The organism is Pseudomonas sp. 32A (assembly GCF_052682255.1).
In genome coordinates this window covers 5,227,886-5,246,682 of sequence record NZ_JBQYLY010000001.1, presented here as the reverse complement: position 1 = coordinate 5,246,682, position 18,797 = coordinate 5,227,886, and the positions used below count along the sequence as shown (strand labels likewise).

The following is an 18,797-nucleotide window of genomic DNA, read 5'->3' as shown; positions in this document are numbered from 1 at the left end:
GACGCAGAGCGTCCAAAGCGGCATTCCCACGCGGAGCGTGGGAACGATCATGGATTGAGGCTTAGTGGCCCGAAGCCTCCGGCCCGGCCTTCGCCGCAAACGGCGGTTTCGCCAGCCATACAATCACGATCAACGCCATGAACATCCACCCCAGCAACGTGAAGTAATCCACGGTGGACATCATGTACGCCTGGCTCGTCAGTATCTGATCCAGCTGCGCATACGCCTTGTGCCCTGCCCCGCCGAGCGCCTGTAAGGCGTCCCGGGTGGCCGAGTCGTAGGTGGTCATGTTTTCGCTCATGTAGGCATGATGCTGGTCCGCCCGGCGAATCCAGATCCAGGTGGTCAACGAGGCCGCAAAGCTGCCGCCCAGGGTCCGCAGGAAGGTCGCCAGGCCCGCGCCGTCGGCGATTTGCGCCGGTGGCAGGTCGGACATCAGGATGCTCAAGGTCGGCATGAAGAACAGCGCCACGCCGATACCCATGAACAGCTGCACCAGGGCAATGTGCGTGAAGTCGACTTCATTGGTGAAACCAGCCCGCATGAAGCAACTCAAGCCAATCGCCAGGAACGCCAGGCCAGCCAGCAAGCGCAGGTCGAACTTGTGCGCATACTTGCCCACAAACGGCGACATCAACACCGGCAGAATCCCGATCGGCGCCACCGCCAGGCCCGCCCAGGTGGCGGTGTAGCCCATCTGGGTTTGCAGCCATTGCGGCAGGATCAGGTTGATCCCGAAGAAGCCCGCGTACCCGAGCACCAACACAATCGTGCCGATGCGGAAGTTGCGGTAGGCAAACAGCCGCAGGTTGACCACCGGGTGCTCGTCGGTCATTTCCCAGATCACGAACACCGCCAGGGCAATCGCCGAGATCACCGCGCCGATGATGATGAAGTTCGACTCGAACCAGTCCAGGTCGTTGCCCTTGTCGAGGATGATCTGCAAGGCGCCGACGCCCACGATCAGGCTCAGCAAGCCGACGTAGTCCATCGGCTGGTAGCTGGTGACCACCGGGCGTTTCTTCAGCTGCGAACGCACCACCATCACCGCAAAGATGCCGATGGGAACGTTGATAAAGAAGATCCACGGCCAGCTGTAGCTGTCGGTAATCCAGCCGCCGAGGATCGGCCCGGCAATCGGCGCCACCACCGTGACCATCGCCAGCAACGCCAGGGCCATGCCGCGCCTGGCGGGGGGATAGACCGCGATGAGCAGCGTCTGGGTCATCGGGTACAGCGGGCCGGCCACCAGGCCTTGCAGCACCCGAAAGCCGATCAGCTCAGGCATCGAGGTGGAAATACCGCAGAGAAACGAGGCCAGCACAAACAGGATGGTGGCCCAGAGAAACAGCTTCACCTCGCCGAAGCGACGGCTCAACCAGCCGGTCAGCGGCAGCGCAATGGCGTTGCTCACCGCAAACGAGGTGATGACCCAGGTGCCCTGCTCCGAACTCACGCCGAGGTTGCCGGAAATCGTCGGCAATGCCACGTTGGCGATGGTGGTGTCGAGCACCTGCATAAAGGTCGCCAGGGACAAGCCGATGGTGGCCATCAGCAAGCTGGGCGGCGTGAACGAGGCGTTATTGCTCATCAGCGTTGCGCAGCCTTTGGAGCGGCGACGCTGTTGTCATGAATCAACTGGGTGATCATGGCGTCAGCTTCGGCCAGTTGGCGATCGTAAACGTTGGTGCTGAACGAAGCCTTTTGCGGGGCCTGCTGGGCCAGTACCGGGCCGCTCTGGTCGTGCAGGTCGACGTTGACCACGGTGGACAAGCCCACACGCAGCGGGTGCTTGGCCAACTCTTCGGCGTTCACATGGATACGCACCGGTACCCGTTGCACGATCTTGATCCAGTTACCGGTGGCGTTCTGCGCCGGCAGCAAGGCAAACGCACTGCCGGTGCCCGCGCCGAGGCTGTCCACGGTGCCGCTGAACTTCACGTCGCTGCCGTAGATGTCAGATTCGATGTCCACCGGCTGGCCGATACGCATATCCCGCAGTTGGGTTTCCTTGAAGTTGGCGTCGATCCACAGCTGATCCAGCGGAATCACGGCCATCAACGCAGTGCCCGGCTGAACCCGCTGGCCCAGTTGCACGGTACGCTTGGCCACATAGCCGGTCACCGGTGCGATCAGGGTGCTGCGGGCGTTGGTCAGGTAAGCCTGGCGCAACTGCGCGGCGGCAGCCTGCACGTCCGGGTGGGACGAAATCACGGTGTCATCCACCAGGGCGCTGCTGGTCTTGAACTGTTGCTGCACGTTGGCCAAGGCGTTTTGCGCCGAGGTCAGGTCGTCACGGGCGTGGGACAGCTCTTCCTGGGAAATCGCCCCGCCAGCGGCGAGATTCTTGCGTCGGTTGTAGTTGTCCTGGGCCTTTTGCACGTTGGCTTGTTGCGCCAGCACCTGGGCCTTCATGCCATCGACGTTGCTGTACAAGCCACGCACCTGGCGCACGGTGCGGGCCAGGTTGGCCTGGGCACTTTGCAGGCCGACGGCCGCGTCGTTGGGGTCGAAGTTGATCAACACCTGGCCTTCATGGACCAGGTCGCCGTCGTCGGCACCGATGCTCACCACGGTGCCGGTGACCAGCGGGGTGATTTCCACCACGTTGCCGTTGACGTAGGCGTCGTCGGTGCTTTCGCTGAAGCGGCCATACAGTTCGTACCAACCCCACACGCCCAGGGCGCCGAGGATGACGATCAACGCCAGGACAAACAGCATGACTTTGCGTTTGCGCGGGTTGCTGGTGGACGGTTGTTCAGGCTTTTTTGTTTCAGGAGCGTTGTTGCTGGTTTCGGCAGTGGCCATGACAAGTACCTTGAATTATTCAGTGCGCGTGGCTGGGGTGGTCGAGGCCACGTTATCGGCGTGAAAACCGCCGCCCAGGGCCTGCATCAGTTGAATCGAAAGATCGATCTGCTCGGCATTCAGGGTGGCCAACTGACGTTGGGCCTGGAGTAATTGCTGTTCGATGCTGAGCACGTCCAGGTAATTACCGATACCTGAGCTGTACCGCTGGACCCCGGTGTCGTAGGACTGCTGGGCAATGTCAGCGGCGTGTTGCTGGGCCTGGATCTGCCGGCCGGTCTCGCGCAATTGCGAGAGGGTGTTGCCGATATCGCCCAAGGCTTGCACCAGGGTTTTGTTGTACTGGGCCACGGCCAGGTCGTAGTCGGCATCGCGAGCGTCGAGGTCGGCGCGCAGGCGGCCGCCGTCGAAGATCGGCAGCGAGATAGTCGGCGCTATGCTGAAGAAGCGGCTGGCAGAACCAAACATCGCATCCCCCAGCAACGACTCGGCCCCGGCGCTCGCGCTCAGGTTGAGGTTGGGGTAGAAACGGGTCTTGCTGGCATCGATGTTCTTGCTTGCAGCCTCGACACGCCAGCGTGCGGCGATCAGGTCCGGACGACGGCCCACCAGCTCGGCGGGCAACACCGAAGGTACGGCAACCGTGCTGGGCTTGAGCACGTTGGGGCGTACCAGTTCGCTGCCACGGTCCGGGCCTTTGCCAAGCAACACGGCGAGGGCGATCTTGGCGCTCTGCAGTTGTTTTTCCGCATCGATCAGTTGCGACTGGGAGCTGGCTTCCAGGCTCTCGGTTTGCTGGTACTGATACTGGCTGTCGATCCCGGAGTTCAGGCGACGCTGGCCCAGTTCGAGCATTTGCCGGGTGCGTTTGAGGTCATCGTTGGCCAGGTCGCGCACGATATGCGCTTGGCCCAGGTCGCTGTAGGCCTTGGCGACGTTGGCTGCGAGGGTCAGGCGCGCGGCCTGTTGGTCGACTTCGGCAGCGCGGGCCTGGCCCAGCGCGGCTTCCCAGGCGGCACGCTGGCCGCCCCACAGGTCGAAGTTGTAATTGAAGCTGGCACCGATGTTGCGCACGGTGGCGTAGGCATCGCCTTCGCCCCGCGGGTCCTGGTCTTTGGCCAGGCGCGAACGGCTGACCCCGGCGCTGGCATCCAGGGTCGGCATGCGCTCGGCATCGGCGGCATAGGCTGCTGCTTCGGCCTGGTGGGCACGGGCGCTGGCCACTTGCATGTCGGGGCTGTTCTGCAGGGCTTCCTGGATCAGGCCGTCGAGCTGAGGTTCACCAAGGCCCTTCCACCAGTCGGCAGTCGGCCAGGCGGCGGTGGACAGAGTCACGCCGCTGAGGGATTTGCCGGTTTGCAGGTTATTGGCTTCGAGGCGTTTGCCTTCTGTGTTCAAGCCGCTGAAATTGGCACAACCGGCCATAGTCATGGCCACCAGCACAAGGCTGAGGCCGGCACGCAAGGAGCGATTGTTCATGCACCACCTACCCGCTGAATGGTGATGGGGTCACCCGCAGCTATCAGAATTTTCTTCAAGATTTTTTCCAGGGTTTGCAATTCACCCGGCTCCAGCGCGCCTGCCAACTGGTTCAAGGCCTGGGCACCGATGTGCGGCAGCATGTCGGCCACGCGCTGGCCTTCCGCGGTCAGCACCAACTGCACCTGGCGCCGGTCCTGCTCGGAGCGCTTGCGCGCCAGCAGGTCCTTCTGTTCCAGGCGGTCGAGCATGCGGGTCATGGAGCCGCTGTCCAGGGACAGGTTGCGGCACAGTTCGGCCGGGGTGTCGACGCCGTACTGGGCCATGATGATCAACACCTTGAACTGCGCGGCCGTGATGCCGTGGGGTTCCATATGGGTGTCGATGATCTTGTCTTTGAGCAGCGCAGCCCGGCCCAGCAGCAAGCCGAGGTGGCAGTTGTGAAAGTTTTCGGGGGTGAAGTGCTTCATCGTGACCAGCCTATTAACTGCCTAAGCAGTGAATGTGTGACACGATGTTACTGCCTAGGCAGCGAATGTCAAACGAATAGTTAGGTTGCTTGGTAATTAGCCGATAAAGGGTGGGAGCCGGGCTCCCACCCTTAACGTGTACGGATCAGAAATCGCGCTTGTAGAAAATATCCAGGGAGCTGGCGACGCCACTGGCCACTTCCAGGTACACCTTCTTGCTCAGCAGGTAACGCAAGGCAATGGTGTTGGCCGGCTCGAAAACCCCGACGCCATATCGCAGGCTGAGCTTCTCGGAGATCTTGCCGCTGGCCACCACGGCGGTGTTGTTGCCACTGCCCTGGGTGTCCAGTTCAAAGTCCTGGATACCCAGGTTCTTGGCGATGTCCGAGGTGACACCGGCGCTGCCCATCAACCCGAGACCCAGCGCCGCTTCAGCCAGCATGTTGTTGTCCTCACCGTTGGTGGTGCGTGATCGCCCCAACACCAGGTACGACAAGGCATCTTCCTGGGCCATGGCCGGCTCCGAGAAGATTTGCGTCGTCGGCTGCTCGGCACTGCCGCTCAGACGAATACCCGCGGTGACGGTCCGGGACGGCTCGGTGGTTATCCGCACCGCTTCGATATCCAGGAACGGCTGGTCAAGCGGCCCGGCGAACAGTAGCCGCGCACGACGCACCGTGAGCCGTTGGCCATAGGCGCGGTAACGGCCGTCGTTGAGCCACAGTTCACCACGGGTGTCCATGTTGTCGCCGATGTGCACGTGGCCTTGCAGGTTGGCGGTGAGGCCAAACCCGGCGAAGCTCAGTTTGTCCTTGCCGACCTCCACGTCAATGTCCATCGCCATGGCCATCGGCGGTTTGCCCTCTTCGGTCTGGCTGCCGACGATGACCGTGTCATCCGAGACTTTGACCGTCGACGGCGGCAGTTCGCGCACAGTGATCTCGCCTCTGGGAATGTGCACCTTGCCGGAGATCGCCAGCTTGTCGTTCTTCATGCTGATCTTCAGATCGGGTTCCACTTCCAGGGCCGCGTACGGTTCCACGGTGACCGGCAGTTGCGTGCCTTGCAGCGCGATATCTACCGCCAGGGCCTGGCCCCAATCGATCTGGCCCTTGATAGTGCCCTGCCCGGCCTTGCCGCTGCGCCAGCCGCCGCTGAGTTGCACGCTTTCGCCGGCAATCACCGCCTGGATATTCAGGCCTTCGAAGCTGGTGGGCAGTTCCGGGCCGGAGATTTCGCCGCCGACCAGGTTGACGCTGCCGTTGACCTGGGGCGCCAGCAGGCTGCCGGCGATTCGCCCGTTACCGTTGAGCTTGCCGTTGAGTTTCTCGACCATGGGTACAAAGGGTCGGGCGACGGCGAGATCAAGGCCGGTCAGGGTGAAGTTACCGGTGATCGGCTTGTTCTTCGCCAGCGGATTGAGCTGCGCCTGCAACAGCAATTCGCCGAGCTTGCCGCCACGGAAATTGAGCTGGGTGTCGATGCGCGTGGGGTTGAGGGTGGTTTCCAGCTTCAGCGTGTCGTAGGGGAAATCCAGCCACTGATCCTTGTCCTTGACCCGCAGGGTGCCGCCACTGGCGTCCACCGAGACCACGCCTTTGGGGCCGCTGGCCGGCAAGTCGAGTTGCACGTCGGCATTGAGCTTGCCCTGCCAGGCGAAATCCTTGGGCAACCACTGGGCCAGGCTGTCGATGGGGAACTGCTTGAGGTGGTAACGCAGCTTCGGCTCAGGCATCAGGCGCTGGTCTTCGCCGCACAGGCTCGCCGGGCCGGAGACCCAGCAATGGGCAGCAAAGGTCAGCTTGCCGTCGGCCAGGCGTTCGATTTTCGCCGGGGCTTGCAGCTTCCAGTCCTGGCCACCGGCTTGCACATCGCCGCTGGCCAGGCGCCCGCGCCAGTTGCCTTTGTCGAGATTGCCGTCCAGGGCCAAGGCCAGCTTGAGCAAGGGGCCGGCCAGGTCGAGCTGGACTTTCTGGCTCTTGATATCGCCCTGGGCGCTGGCGGTGAAGGTGCCGAGCTGGGTTTCACCGGCCTGGATGCCACTGCCCTTCAAGTCGATTTTGGCGCGCTGGGCGGTATCGAGGTTTGCGTCCAGGGTCAGGTTTTGCAGACGATTGTCTTCAAAGGCCAGTTGTTGACCCACCAGGTTGAGCTTGCCTTGGGGTGCGTGCAGGGTGCCGGCGACGTCGAGGCGGCCGTTCATCTGCCCGCGCAGTTGCGGCCAGAGTTGGGCGAGGCGCGTCAGTTTGATGTCGATCTGCCCGGCCAGCCGTTGTTGCAGGCTGCCGCTGCCGTAGATGCGGTTGTCACCGAGGCGGATGTCGAGGGCGCCGAGGGTCCACTGCTCGCCTGCGCCTTCGGCTTTGGCCTGAAGCACGGCGGGTTGGCCGCGCAAACGGCCCTTGAGGTCGAGGTCGGCATTGAGCTTGAGTTGCTCGTTCTTGATTTCACCCTTGCTGCGCAACGGGCCCGCGAGGGTACCGGGCAGTTCCGCGACCCAGTACGCCGGGTTGATGGCCGACAGGTCCAGCGCAGTATCCCAGGCGATGCCATCGGCAAATTGCAGGTTCAGGTGGCCTTCGGCCTTGCCCTGACCGGCGGCGAGTTTCAGCTCGGGGAGGAACACTTGCTTGAGGTCCCCGCTGAACGGGCTGGCCAGGCTGAACTTGCCCGCCGGGCCGTCGAGGTCGGCCTTGAAGTTGCCCAGGTAGTTGCCGTCCTTGTAGGAGACTTCGCCATTGAAGGTACGCAAAGCGACTTGGGGTTCGTCGATCACCGGGTACAGGCGATGCCACGGAAAATCCAGCCAGTCGATTTTCGCGTCGGCGCTGAAGCCTTGCTGCCAGTCCAGATTGGCACTGAGCTTGAGGCTTTGCTTGTCGCCGGCATTCAGGTCCAGCCCGGCGATCTGCGCGCCCTTGGCGTCGACCTTGCCTTGCAGCAGCAGGTCCACCGGACCTTTTTCCGCCGGCAGGACGGCTTTGCCGAGCAGTTGGTAACCGTTGCTCAGGTCGCCCTTGGCCGTCAGGTCCAGCTGATTGAGTTGCAGGGTATCGGGCAGATCGGCGCTGGGTTTGAAGCCGTCGGCGGTGATGCGCAGTTGCGCCGGCAGGTTTTCCACCAGGGGTTGCAGTTCGCCGCTGAGCTTGGCCGGCAGGTAGCCGCTGCTGTCGGCATCGAGCTTGAGGGTCTTGAGCAAATCGCCATCGACCTTGAGCGCCAGCGTCCAGGGCGCACCGCCCGGGGCGTACGGCAGGCTCAGGTTACCGCTGGCGGTCAGCGGCCAATTGCCGGTGGGTTGCAGCAGGCCGGACAGGTCGAGTACCAGGCCGTCCCGTTGCAGGTGCACCGAGTCGATCTGCATTCCGGCGGTGGTCCAGTGCGCCGCCAGTTGAAGGCCCTGAAGCTCTTCGCTGCCATTGAACAGCAGGCTGCCGATGCGGATGTCGCCCAACTGAATGGCGACTGGCAGTTTCAGGTCCGGCAGGGTAATCGGGCCGCTGCTTTCTTCGGTGCCGGGCGGAAATTGCAGGTTCACCTGCTCCACATCCAGCTGGTTGATGCACAAGGTCATGCGCATCAAACAGGCCGGCGACCAGTCGAACTTTGGTGCCTGCAGCTCCACGCGGCTGCTGTCTTGCTGCCACAACAGGTGGTCGGCGCTCCACTGCCCGCCCAGGCGACCCTGGAAATTCTCCAGGGTCAAACCCGGCACCTGGCCCAGCACCCAACGGGTGCCGGCTTGGGTGCCCAGCACCGTCCACAGTGCCAGCACTATCACCGCGAGGACCGCCAGAATGGCCAGCCCCGCTATTTTCAAACCACGCATCACAGCTCAGGCCCCATGGAAAAGTGCAAACGAATGCCGCCCGGATCTTCGAGGGCATGGGCCAGGTCGAGGCGGATCGGGCCGACCGGCGACACCCAGCGCACGCCCACACCCACACCGGTTTTCAGGCTCGGCGTTTCCAGGGAGTTGAACGAGTTGCCTTGGTCGATAAAGGTCGCGATCCGCCATTTTTCGGCGATGGAATATTGATACTCGGCGCTAAGGGCCACCATGTAGCGGCCCCCAATGCGGTCGCCACGGTCGTTTTCCGGGGACAGGGTCTGGTACTCGTAACCCCGTACGCTCTGGTCACCACCGGCAAAAAACCGCAACGACGGCGGCACGGATTTGTAGCCGTTGGTGGCACTGCCGCCAAACTGCGCCCGGGCCAGGAAACGGTGGTTGTCCCACAGGGTGGTCAAGCCCTTGATCGTCGCCGTGCCGTAAAGCAGGTTGGTGTCGGAACCCAGGCCTTCCTTGGCGACCTTCGCGTCGAACATCAGGCGATAGCCGTTGTGCGGGTCGATGCGGTTGTCGCTGCGCAGGTAGGAGTAACTGATGCCCGGCATCAGCAGCGTACTCAGGCCCGAGTCGTTGCCCAGGCGATATTCTTCGCGCTGCCATTTGAGCGAGATCACCCGCGTCCAGCCGCTGGGCAACTTGCTGTGCCACTCGGGGCCGAGGGTGAGCAGTTTACTCAGGGTGTCGGTGTTGGCGATTTCTTCATTCTGATAGCCGCCGGCGAAACGCAGTTTGTCGGTGAGCGGCGGGTCCATCGGAATGTCGTACCACAGACCGACGTTCTGCCGGGGCGCCGACAATTCGGCTTCCCAGCCATAACTGTGGCCCTGGGGGTTGACCCAGTGGCGCGTCCAGTTGGCCTTGCCCCGTGGACCGACGTCGGTCGAGTAGCCAAGGCCCAGGCCCATGGTGCGGGGCTTGCGGGTTTCCAGTTGCACGGCCACCGGGATCACGTCATTGGTCGAGGCGGCCGGGGCAGCGTCCACCCGCACGCCCTCGAAAAAGCCGCTGGATTGCAGGTTCTGGTTGAGTTCGGCGATCAGTTCGGAGTCGTAAGGCGCGCCGCTCTTGAACGGCACCATGCGTTGCAGCAAGTCTTCATCAAACGGCGTGTCGCCGGCAAAGCTGACCTTGCCCAAGGTGTAGCGTGGGCCGCTGTCATAAATGAGTTCGATATCGGCCACACCCGCCTTGGGGTCGACCGAGAGTTTCTGGCTGGTAAAGCGCCCGCTGAAAAAGCCGTAGCGTGACGCCTGGTTCTGGATGACGCGCTTGGCGTCTTCGTAGTTGCCGTGGTTGAGCACGGCGCCGGATTTGAGTTGGTCGCTGGCGGGCACGCGAAAGGCTTTGAGGTCGGCGGCTTGGCCATCGACCCGAATCGTCACATTGCGCAAATGCACCGGTTCGCCGGGGTCGATGGTGAGGATCAGGCGCGGGTTTTTGCCGCCCTTCACATCGCTGGCAATCTGCGGTTGATAGTAACCCAACGCCTGGGCAGCCTTGCGGGCCTGCTCCTCGGCGCCACGGCTGAACCGCAGCAGGGCTTCTTCGTCACGATCGCCGACCCCGCCGATATAGCCTTCGATGTTGGCTTTCAACGCGTCGTTTGAAGGCTTGATGCGCACATCCAATTCGCTTTGCGCCAAGGCGCCGCAGCTCGTGAACAGCAGAATCAAGCCGCTGGTAAATCTTCCTGGAAACTTCATAGGCCGGGATGCTACACGAGCTTGGGAGCGGGTTAGAACCCGGAGTTGTCTGAATAATTCTGTCTCAAACCGTTGCAGCCTGTAACACCTGCGGATTTGCGTGAAAGAACACGTGTTCCAGAACAGGTCCTACAGCCACCTCGCCAATCTCTTCGTAGCCCTGGCGCTTATAGAACTCCAGATAGCGAGAATTCCCCGTATCCAGCACCACGCCGGAGGAATGCGGGTCTTCGGCGCACCAGTTGTGCACCGCTTCCAGCAATTGCTCACCGTAGTGTTTGCCCTGGAATTGCGGGTGAATCCCCAGCAACGGCAGCACATGCACCGAATCCGAGGGCAGGCACGCCAGCACCGCCTGATGGTATTCCAGGTAGCGCCGGGTGCCGCGCACACCGGTGCTCAGCCACATCCGTAACTGCCAGGCCCAGCTTTCGGTGATACCCAGGCGGCGAGTCGGTGGCGCGATCAGGGCGATGCCGATCAGTCGGTCGTTGACCAACAGGCCAATGGCCGGCAGTTTCTGGAAAAAGTGTTGCTTGACGAGTTCCCGCACCGTGGCGCGGACTCGCTGTTCGTAGCCGGGACGTTCGGCTTCGAAGATATAGGCGAACGTCGGCTCATGGCGATAGGCCTGGTACAACAGCGAACGGGCTTCGCGGGAATAGCCGCTGTCGAGCATGTGGATCTGGGCGATGGCAGTCGAAGTGTCAGGCATAACAGTGAATCTCCCCTGGGCGCTGACTCAAAAGGTTGCGCTCTTGTTATTACGAACGTCTGCGGCACTGTTTCGTTCAGTGTAGCCACCGGGCGCCGCTTCGCAGCCCAACGCAGCCTTGTGCCTCGGCAGCGGCTACAAGACTGGCTCCCGTCCTACATTGTCGGCTAGCATCGCCCTTTTGCCAGACTGGACCGCCGACCATGAAAATCGTGTCTTTCAATATCAACGGGCTGCGTGCCCGCCCTCATCAGCTGGCGGCACTGATCGAGAAACATCAGCCGGACGTGATCGGCCTGCAGGAAACCAAGGTCCACGACGACCAGTTCCCGCTGGATGAGATCAAGGCCCTGGGTTATCACGTGTATTACCACGGGCAGAAAGGCCACTACGGTGTCGCCCTGCTCTCGCGCCAGGAACCGCTGGCGCTGCACAAAGGCTTTGCCAGTGACGAAGAAGACGCCCAGCGCCGCTTTATCTGGGGCACCTTCGCCGACGCCAACGGCAACCCGATTACCATCATGAACGGCTATTTCCCACAGGGCGAAAGCCGCGACCACCCCACCAAGTTCCCGGCCAAGCAGCGCTTCTACGAGGACCTGCAAACCTTGCTGGAGTCGCAGTTCAGCAATGACCAGGCCGTGGTGGTGATGGGCGACGTGAACATTTCCCCGGAAGACTGCGACATCGGTATCGGCGCCGACAACGCCAAGCGCTGGTTGAAAACCGGCAAATGCAGCTTCCTGCCGGAAGAACGCGAGTGGATGGCGCGCCTGAAGAACTGGGGCCTGGTGGACAGCTTCCGCCACCTCAACCCGGACGTGGCGGACCGCTTCAGCTGGTTCGATTACCGCAGCCGTGGTTTTGAAGACGAGCCAAAGCGCGGGCTGCGGATCGATGTGATCCTGGCCTCCCAAGGGCTGCTGCCCCGGGTGAAGGATGCCGGTGTGGATTACGACCTGCGCGGCATGGAAAAACCCTCCGATCATGCGCCGATCTGGCTGGAATTGAGCTGATTCAGCGCTGAGGGTCGGGAAACCGGCCCTCGTCACATTTATGCAACCTGCCTGACTTAATCTCGCGGCACTCCCTTTGGCTTGAGAAGGTGCCGGCATGATGCTGCGCGTTCTATCCCTGCTGGCACTGTTCAGCGCATTTCCCCTCGCCGCTTTTTCCACCCCTCTGCCCTTCCCCGAACATGGCCCGGCCTTGCGCATCCAGGGGTCCAACACCATCGGCGCGGCGCTTGGCCCGGCGCTGGTCAAGGGTCTGATGGAGCAACAGGGGTTGCAAGCGGTGCACAGCGAGCCATCGGACCAAGCCAACGAACAGCACATCATCGGCAAGACTCGCCAGGGCCAGCGGGTGACGGTGGAAGTGGCCGCCCATGGTTCCAGCACCGGCTTTAGTGCACTGAAAAAAGCCAGCGCCGACCTTGCGGCGTCTTCCCGGCCGATCAAGGACAGTGAACTGGTGGACCTGGAATCCCTCGGCGACCTGAAGAGCCCGGATGCTGAGCAAGTCATCGCCATTGATGGCCTGGCGATCATCCTCAACCCGCGCAACCCGTTGGGTACGTTGAACACCGAGCAACTGGCGCAGATTTTCAGCGGCGAGGTTTCGACCTGGGAGCAAATTGGCGGCATCGGCGGCCAGATTCACCTGTACGCGCGAGATGATCAGTCCGGCACCTACGATACCTTCAAGGAGCTGGTGCTCAGCCGTCGCGGCAAAGCATTGGATGGCAGCGCCAAGCGGTTCGAGTCCAGCGAGGCGTTGTCGGATGCCGTCAGCCATGACCCGCAGGGGATTGGTTTTATTGGCTTGCCTTATGTGCGCCAGGCCAAGGCAGTCGCCATTGTCGATGGCGACTCACAGCCCATGCTGCCGTCGAACAGCCTGATTGCCACCGAGGATTACCCGCTGTCACGCCGGTTGTTTTTCTATCTGCCGCCGGCTGGGCACAACCCCTGGGCCAAGGCCTTGGTGGACTTTGCGCAAAGCAGCAAGGGCCAGGCGATTGTGGCCGCCAACGGCTTTATCGCCCAACAGGTACAGGCCATGGCGGTGGAGCCGCGGGCACCGATGCCCGAGGATTACCAGGCGATTGCCCGGCAGGCGCAGCGGCTGACCGTGAATTTCCGGTTTGAGGAAGGCAGCGCCAGCCTCGACAACAAGGCGCGCCAGGACTTGGTGCGGGTGGTGGCTTATATAAAGCGCCGCGGCAAGCTGGACAAGCAGGTGACGCTGGTGGGGTTTGGGGATGCCAAGAGTGATGCGCAACGGGCGGCGCTATTGTCGAAGTTGCGGGCGATGGCGGTGCGGCGGGAGCTGGTCAAGAGCGGCGTGGTGCTGAGGGATATACGCGGCTTTGGCGCGCAGATGCCGGTGGCGTCGAATACGGCGGATGAGGGACGGATCAAGAATCGGCGGGTGGAGGTTTGGGTGTATTGAGGACGCGGAGCGTCCGGGGCAGCATTCCCACGCAGAGCGTGGGAACGACTGGCCTCATCGCGGGCAAGCCCGGCTCCCACAGTTGACTGCATTCCCCTGTGGGAGCTGGCTTGCCTGCGATGAAGACACCTCGGTGTTACTGGCCGCTGCGCATCATCTCCCGTGGCACATACTTGCCGATTTCGAACTTGCCGATCGCCGCGCGGTGCACTTCGTCCGGGCCGTCGGCCAGGCGCAGGGTGCGCTGCATGGCGTACATGTAGGCCAGCGGGAAGTCGTTGGAGACGCCGGCGCCACCGTGGATCTGGATAGCGCGGTCGATTACCTTCAACGCCACGTTCGGCGCCACCACTTTAATCTGGGCGATTTCGCTTTTCGCGACTTTGTTGCCCACGGTGTCCATCATGTAGGCGGCTTTCAAGGTCAGCAGGCGCGCCATGTCGATTTCCATCCGCGAGTCGGCGATCTTGTCGATATTGCCCCCCAGGCGAGCCAGCGGTTTGCCGAAGGCAGTCCGGCTAACGGAACGCTTGCACATCAACTCCAGCGCGCGTTCGGCCATGCCGATGGAGCGCATGCAGTGGTGGATACGGCCAGGGCCAAGCCGACCTTGTGCGATTTCAAAGCCCCGGCCTTCGCCCAGCAGGACGTTTTCGTACGGCACCCGGACGTTTTCGAAGTGCACTTCCGCGTGGCCATGGGGCGCGTCGTCGTAGCCGAACACCGGCAGCGGGCGCACGATTTTCACACCCGGTGCATCCACCGGTACCAGGATCATCGAGTGCTGCTGGTGACGCGGCGCATCCGGGTTGCTCAGGCCCATGAAGATCAGGATCTTGCAACGCGGGTCGCAGGCGCCGGAGGTCCACCATTTCTTGCCGTTGATCACCCATTCGTCGCCGTCACGTACCGCACGGGCCGCCATGTTGGTGGCATCGGAGGACGCCACGTCCGGCTCGGTCATGGCGAATGCCGAGCGGATCTCGCCGCGCAGTAAGGGCCCCAGCCAGCGCTGCTTCTGTTCTTCGTTGGCGTAGCGCACCAGCACTTCCATGTTGCCGGTATCCGGGGCCGAGCAGTTGAACGGCTCGGGCCCCAGCAAGGAGCGGCCCATGATTTCCGCCAGGGGGGCGTATTCCAGGTTGGTCAGCCCGGCGCCCAGTTCGGACTCCGGCAGGAACAGGTTCCACAGGCCTTCGGCTTTAGCCTTGGCTTTCAACTCTTCCATGATCGCGGTGGGCTGCCAGCGGTCACCTTCGGCAACCTGGCGTTCGAATACAGGCTCGGCCGGGTAAACGTAAGCGTCCATGAACGCGGTGACGCGTTCACGCAGTTCCTGAACCTTGGGCGAATAGGCGAAATCCATGGGCAGCACCTTCTCAATGGAGGTTGTTGAGGTCATGAATCGATGCTAGAACAGCGTTGATAATTTACCTAGCCTATTCTCGGCGTGTATTAACATTCATCACCGATATATGATCGGCGTATGGACACCTAACAATAAGAGCGCAGCGAAATGAATCTGAGCAAGGTCGACCTCAACCTCTTCATCGTCTTTGACGCGATCTACACCGAAGCCAACCTGACCCGCGCCGGGCAGATTGTGGGGATTACCCAGCCGGCGGTGTCGAACGCTCTGGCCCGCCTGCGGGAGACGTTCAACGACCCGCTGTTCGTGCGTACCGCCCAAGGCATGGTGCCCACGCCCATGGCCCAGAACATCATCGGCCCGGTGCGTAATGCGCTGTCGTTGCTGCGGGTATCGGTGCAGGAAAGCCGGATTTTCAACCCGCAACAGGCCGCCAAGACCTACCGCATCAGCATGACCGACCTCACCGAAGCGGTGATCTTGCCCGCACTGTTCCAGCGTTTGCGCCGCCTGGCGCCGACGGTAGTGATCGAGAGCTTTCTGTCCAAACGCCGGGAAACCACCAAGGAACTGGCGGCCGGTCGCCTGGACTTTGCGGTGGATGCGCCGCTCAACACCGACCCGCAAGTGCGCCATGTAAAGCTGATGGAAGACCGCTACGTATGCGCCATGCGCAAGGGGCATCCGATGGCGGGCAAGGACAAGCTCACCCTGGATGACTACCTGTCGCTGACCCACATTCATATCTCCAGCCGGCGCAACGGCCTGGGCCACGTCGACCTGGCGCTGGGCAAGATGAGCCTGCAGCGCAAGATCGCCCTGCGCTCCCAGCACTACCTGATGGCCTCGCAAGTGTTGCAGCAGACCGACATGGTAATGACCGTGCCGGAGCGCTTTGCCCGGCGCCATGAACTGCACTGGTTCAACCTGCCGGTGAATGATGTGCCCATGGTGGAAACCCACCTGTACTGGCACGAAAGCACCGACCAGGACCCGGCCAACCGCTGGATGCGCGAGCAAATGATCGAGTTATGCCAGCAAGTGACGGCCCATGAGAAGAAGCTGGATAAACTGTAGGAGGGAGCTTGCTCGCGAAAAACCCGAGAGCGCCGCGTTGAACCAGACAGCCCGCGTTATCGTTAGCGTTTTTCGCGAGCAAGCTCGCTCCTGCAGTGGGTAATGCGCTTGACGTTAACGTCAACCAGCCATTAGCTTAACGCTCAAGACACTCCTTGAGCGCCCCCATGAGCACGACCTACAGCATCTCCGACCTCGCCCGCGAGCTCGACATCACCACCCGCGCCATTCGCTTCTATGAAGAACAAGGCCTGCTGTCCCCGGAACGCCGGGGCCAGGAGCGCATTTATTCGCCCCGGGACAAGGTCAGCCTGAAGTTGATCCTGCGGGGCAAGCGCATCGGCTTCTCCCTGGCCGAGTGCAGGGAGCTGATCGAACTCTACGACCCCACCAGCGGCAACCAGAAACAGCTGCACAGCATGCTGGCGAAAATCGCCGAACGCCGCGAGCAGCTGGAGCAACAGTTGCTGGACATCGAACAGATGAAGCTGGAGCTGGACACCGCCGAAGAGCGTTGCACCCAGGCGCTGGAACAGACCATTCAGGGCCAGGTTGGCCATTCATAAAAGGTAGCTGCCATGTCCCTTCCCTCTCATGTGCGCCTGGTGGAAGTCGGTCCGCGCGACGGCCTGCAGAATGAAGCGCAACCCATCAGCGTCGCCGACAAGGTGCAATTGGTGGACGCCCTGAGCGCCGCCGGCCTGGGTTACATCGAAGTCGGCAGTTTTGTGTCGCCCAAGTGGGTGCCGCAGATGGCCGGGTCGGCCGAGGTGTTTGCGCAGATCCAGCGCAAGCCGGGCGTGACCTATGGCGCACTGGCGCCGAACCTGCGGGGTTTTGAAGATGCGCTGGCGGCGGGCGTTAAGGAAGTCGCGGTGTTTGCGGCGGCGTCCGAGGCGTTTTCCCAGCGCAATATCAACTGCTCCATCAGTGAAAGCCTGGAGCGCTTCGTGCCGATCATGGACGCGGCCAGGCAGCATGGCGTGAGCGTGCGGGGTTATGTGTCGTGTGTGTTGGGTTGCCCCTATGAAGGTCAGGTCGCACCGGAACACGTCGCGGTAGTCGCTCGCGAGCTGTTTGCCATGGGCTGCTATGAAGTATCCCTGGGCGACACCATTGGCACGGGCACCGCAGGCGCCACGCGGCGGATGTTCGAGCTGGTCGGCGCGCAGGTGCCACGGGACAAGCTGGCCGGTCACTTCCATGACACCTATGGCCAGGCCATTGCCAATATCTACGCCAGCCTGGAGGAAGGTATCCAGGTGTTCGACAGCTCTATTGCGGGCCTCGGCGGGTGCCCCTATGCCAAGGGTGCCAGCGGTAACGTCGCGACCGAAGATGTGCTGTACCTGCTCAATGGCCTGGGTATCGAGACGGGTATCGACATGGACAAGCTGATTCTGGCGGGTCAGCAGATTTGTACGGTCCTCGGGCGCCCCACGGGTTCGCGTGTGGCGAAGGCTCGTAGCGCGGGTTGAGTAGCGCGCCTGTGACGATGTGTTACCTCGCGGCTACACATCGGGTAACACGGGAACATATCTTGTCGCATTTTCTGAAGGAAATTTCTCGCCAAAAAATCAAGGCATTGATTTTAAAGGACTTTAAAAAGTTGGCACGGCTTCTGCTATCTCTATTGCATAACAAGAATAAAAAGCACCAAACCTAATAAAAATAAGACGTAACGACTCTGACATAACAAAAACAACACGGCAGAGACGCAGCTAACAGATTTTTTTGGAGAAGATGTGCTTCGCAGGGTACGGCTAGCCGAAACCCGCAACCGGATAGAGAAGAACAAAAAACTACCTTCAGGTAGCTACCCTCTGGTTGGATCGCGTGCGAAGAAGCAGATCAGCGCTCAAAAAAATACGTTTGCTCTTGACCCCGGATGGGGGTCGCCAAAAACAGCGGTAAAGGGCCACGGTTGCCAAAAACAACAACAGACCGCCCCTCAATAATAAAAAAGAGCACGCAACGACAAATTAAAGGGGACCTTCGGGTCCCCTTTGTGCTTTCTCGGGGAAGGTGATTTGGGTGTATATCCGTTTTTTGGGTGATGGCTGAAATGGGTTCCGCTCTTACAGCGGCTCACTTTTGAAAAGCGCAAAAGTAAGCAAAACGCTCTTGCCCCACCACTCGGCACCTCGCCTAGGCTCGGTGTGCCCTCACTCCGGCTTTGGACCGTGGGCCGCCGTCATGGGCCATCCTTGGCCCAGGACGGCTAACCTGGCGTCCTGCCAGGTTACCCACGCTCCAAAGCCTGCGTTCGGCCAGCGTGGTTTAACGGGGCGCCTAAGATCAAGATCAAAATCAAAAGCAAGAGCACAGCGGCCTACCGGCCGGCTTGAGTGTTGAAGAGCAAAAGCCAAATCAAAAGCTAAAGCGGACACGGTCCAAAAAATGTGGGAGCGGGCTTGCTCGCGAAGGTCGTTAACGATGACGCGGGCATCCTGAATGAACGCGGCGCTCTCAGGTTTTTCGCGAGCAAGCCCGCTCCCACAGAAAAGCAGATCTGTTTTCGCTCTGGTCTTTGCTTTTGCTTTTAACACTCAAGCCGGCCGGGAGGCCGCTGTGCTTTTGCTTTTGCTTTTGCTTTTGCTTTTGATCTGACTGCCCCAATAAGCCCGAGGCCGAACGCAGGTATTGCGGAGCGGGTAAACCGGCAGGACGCCGGTTTAGCCGCGCCGGGCCATGGATGGCCCGTCGCGGCGGCCCGCGGAGCAATGCCGGAGTGAGGGAACGCCGAGCCCTAGCGAGGTGCCGACAGGCGGGGCAGAGCCCTTTGCTTACTTTGGGCTGGGCCGGCATTCCGGCTTTTCCAAAGTGAGCCGCTGTAAGAGCGGAACCATAAGTAGCCGTTACCTAAATA

At 61.6% G+C, this 18,797-nt stretch carries 13 protein-coding genes; 5 read left to right on the top strand and 8 right to left on the bottom strand.

Features of this window, described 5'->3' with window-relative positions; all coding sequences use genetic code 11:
- Positions 1-61 precede the first annotated feature (61 nt).
- The 7 genes from ACUN0G_RS24095 to ACUN0G_RS24065 all read right to left on the bottom strand — a co-directional run bounded on the left by ACUN0G_RS24095 (position 62) and on the right by ACUN0G_RS24065 (position 11,028).
- Positions 62-1,591: a DHA2 family efflux MFS transporter permease subunit gene (locus ACUN0G_RS24095; protein ID WP_063028684.1), complete on the bottom strand. Its 1,530-nt coding sequence runs from the start codon at positions 1,589-1,591 to the stop codon at positions 62-64.
- On the bottom strand, positions 1,591-2,808 hold the full coding sequence (locus ACUN0G_RS24090) for an HlyD family secretion protein (protein WP_258346852.1): 1,218 nt from the start codon (positions 2,806-2,808) through the stop codon (positions 1,591-1,593). Before ACUN0G_RS24090 ends, ACUN0G_RS24095 begins: the two co-directional genes overlap by 1 nt.
- A gap of 15 nt (positions 2,809-2,823) precedes the next feature.
- Positions 2,824-4,287 (bottom strand): efflux transporter outer membrane subunit, encoded by a 1,464-nt coding sequence (locus ACUN0G_RS24085; RefSeq protein ID WP_445574459.1) that lies wholly within the window; start codon positions 4,285-4,287, stop codon positions 2,824-2,826.
- Positions 4,284-4,757: a MarR family winged helix-turn-helix transcriptional regulator gene (locus ACUN0G_RS24080; RefSeq protein ID WP_063028678.1), complete on the bottom strand. Its 474-nt coding sequence runs from the start codon at positions 4,755-4,757 to the stop codon at positions 4,284-4,286. The genes ACUN0G_RS24085 and ACUN0G_RS24080 overlap by 4 nt, the downstream gene beginning before the upstream one ends.
- A gap of 145 nt (positions 4,758-4,902) precedes the next feature.
- Complete coding sequence (locus ACUN0G_RS24075) at positions 4,903-8,586, bottom strand: translocation/assembly module TamB domain-containing protein (protein ID WP_445574458.1); 3,684 nt, start codon at positions 8,584-8,586, stop codon at positions 4,903-4,905.
- Positions 8,586-10,313, bottom strand: a complete 1,728-nt coding sequence (locus tag ACUN0G_RS24070; protein ID WP_445574457.1) for an autotransporter assembly complex protein TamA — start codon at positions 10,311-10,313, stop codon at positions 8,586-8,588. Before ACUN0G_RS24070 ends, ACUN0G_RS24075 begins: the two co-directional genes overlap by 1 nt.
- A 64-nt stretch (positions 10,314-10,377) precedes the next feature.
- Complete coding sequence (locus ACUN0G_RS24065) at positions 10,378-11,028, bottom strand: GNAT family N-acetyltransferase (protein ID WP_003211798.1); 651 nt, start codon at positions 11,026-11,028, stop codon at positions 10,378-10,380.
- A gap of 203 nt (positions 11,029-11,231) precedes the next feature.
- On the opposite strand from ACUN0G_RS24065, the gene xthA reads away from it, so the two are divergent.
- Entirely contained in the window at positions 11,232-12,044 is an 813-nt protein-coding gene (gene xthA / locus ACUN0G_RS24060) for an exodeoxyribonuclease III (protein WP_003211800.1), read from the top strand.
- Between the two features lie 97 nt (positions 12,045-12,141).
- A complete protein-coding gene (locus tag ACUN0G_RS24055; RefSeq protein ID WP_445574456.1) occupies positions 12,142-13,482 on the top strand; it encodes a substrate-binding domain-containing protein in 1,341 nt (446 codons plus the stop codon).
- Positions 13,483-13,618: 136 nt separating this feature from the next.
- On the opposite strand, the gene ACUN0G_RS24050 is transcribed toward ACUN0G_RS24055, so the two are convergent.
- Positions 13,619-14,848 carry an acyl-CoA dehydrogenase gene (locus tag ACUN0G_RS24050; RefSeq protein ID WP_445574455.1) on the bottom strand — a complete coding sequence of 410 codons (1,230 nt, stop codon included), beginning with the start codon at positions 14,846-14,848 and terminating at the stop codon, positions 13,619-13,621.
- Positions 14,849-14,998: 150 nt separating this feature from the next.
- On the opposite strand from ACUN0G_RS24050, the gene ACUN0G_RS24045 reads away from it, so the two are divergent.
- The 3 genes from ACUN0G_RS24045 (at position 14,999) to ACUN0G_RS24035 (ending at position 17,406) form a co-directional block, all read left to right on the top strand.
- Positions 14,999-15,928, top strand: coding sequence for a LysR family transcriptional regulator (locus ACUN0G_RS24045; RefSeq protein WP_445574454.1), 930 nt, complete (start codon positions 14,999-15,001; stop codon positions 15,926-15,928).
- Between the two features lie 167 nt (positions 15,929-16,095).
- Positions 16,096-16,494 carry a MerR family transcriptional regulator gene (locus ACUN0G_RS24040; RefSeq protein ID WP_003211806.1) on the top strand — a complete coding sequence of 133 codons (399 nt, stop codon included), beginning with the start codon at positions 16,096-16,098 and terminating at the stop codon, positions 16,492-16,494.
- Between the two features lie 12 nt (positions 16,495-16,506).
- Complete coding sequence (locus tag ACUN0G_RS24035) at positions 16,507-17,406, top strand: hydroxymethylglutaryl-CoA lyase (protein ID WP_445574453.1); 900 nt, start codon at positions 16,507-16,509, stop codon at positions 17,404-17,406.
- Positions 17,407-18,797: the final 1,391 nt, after the last annotated feature.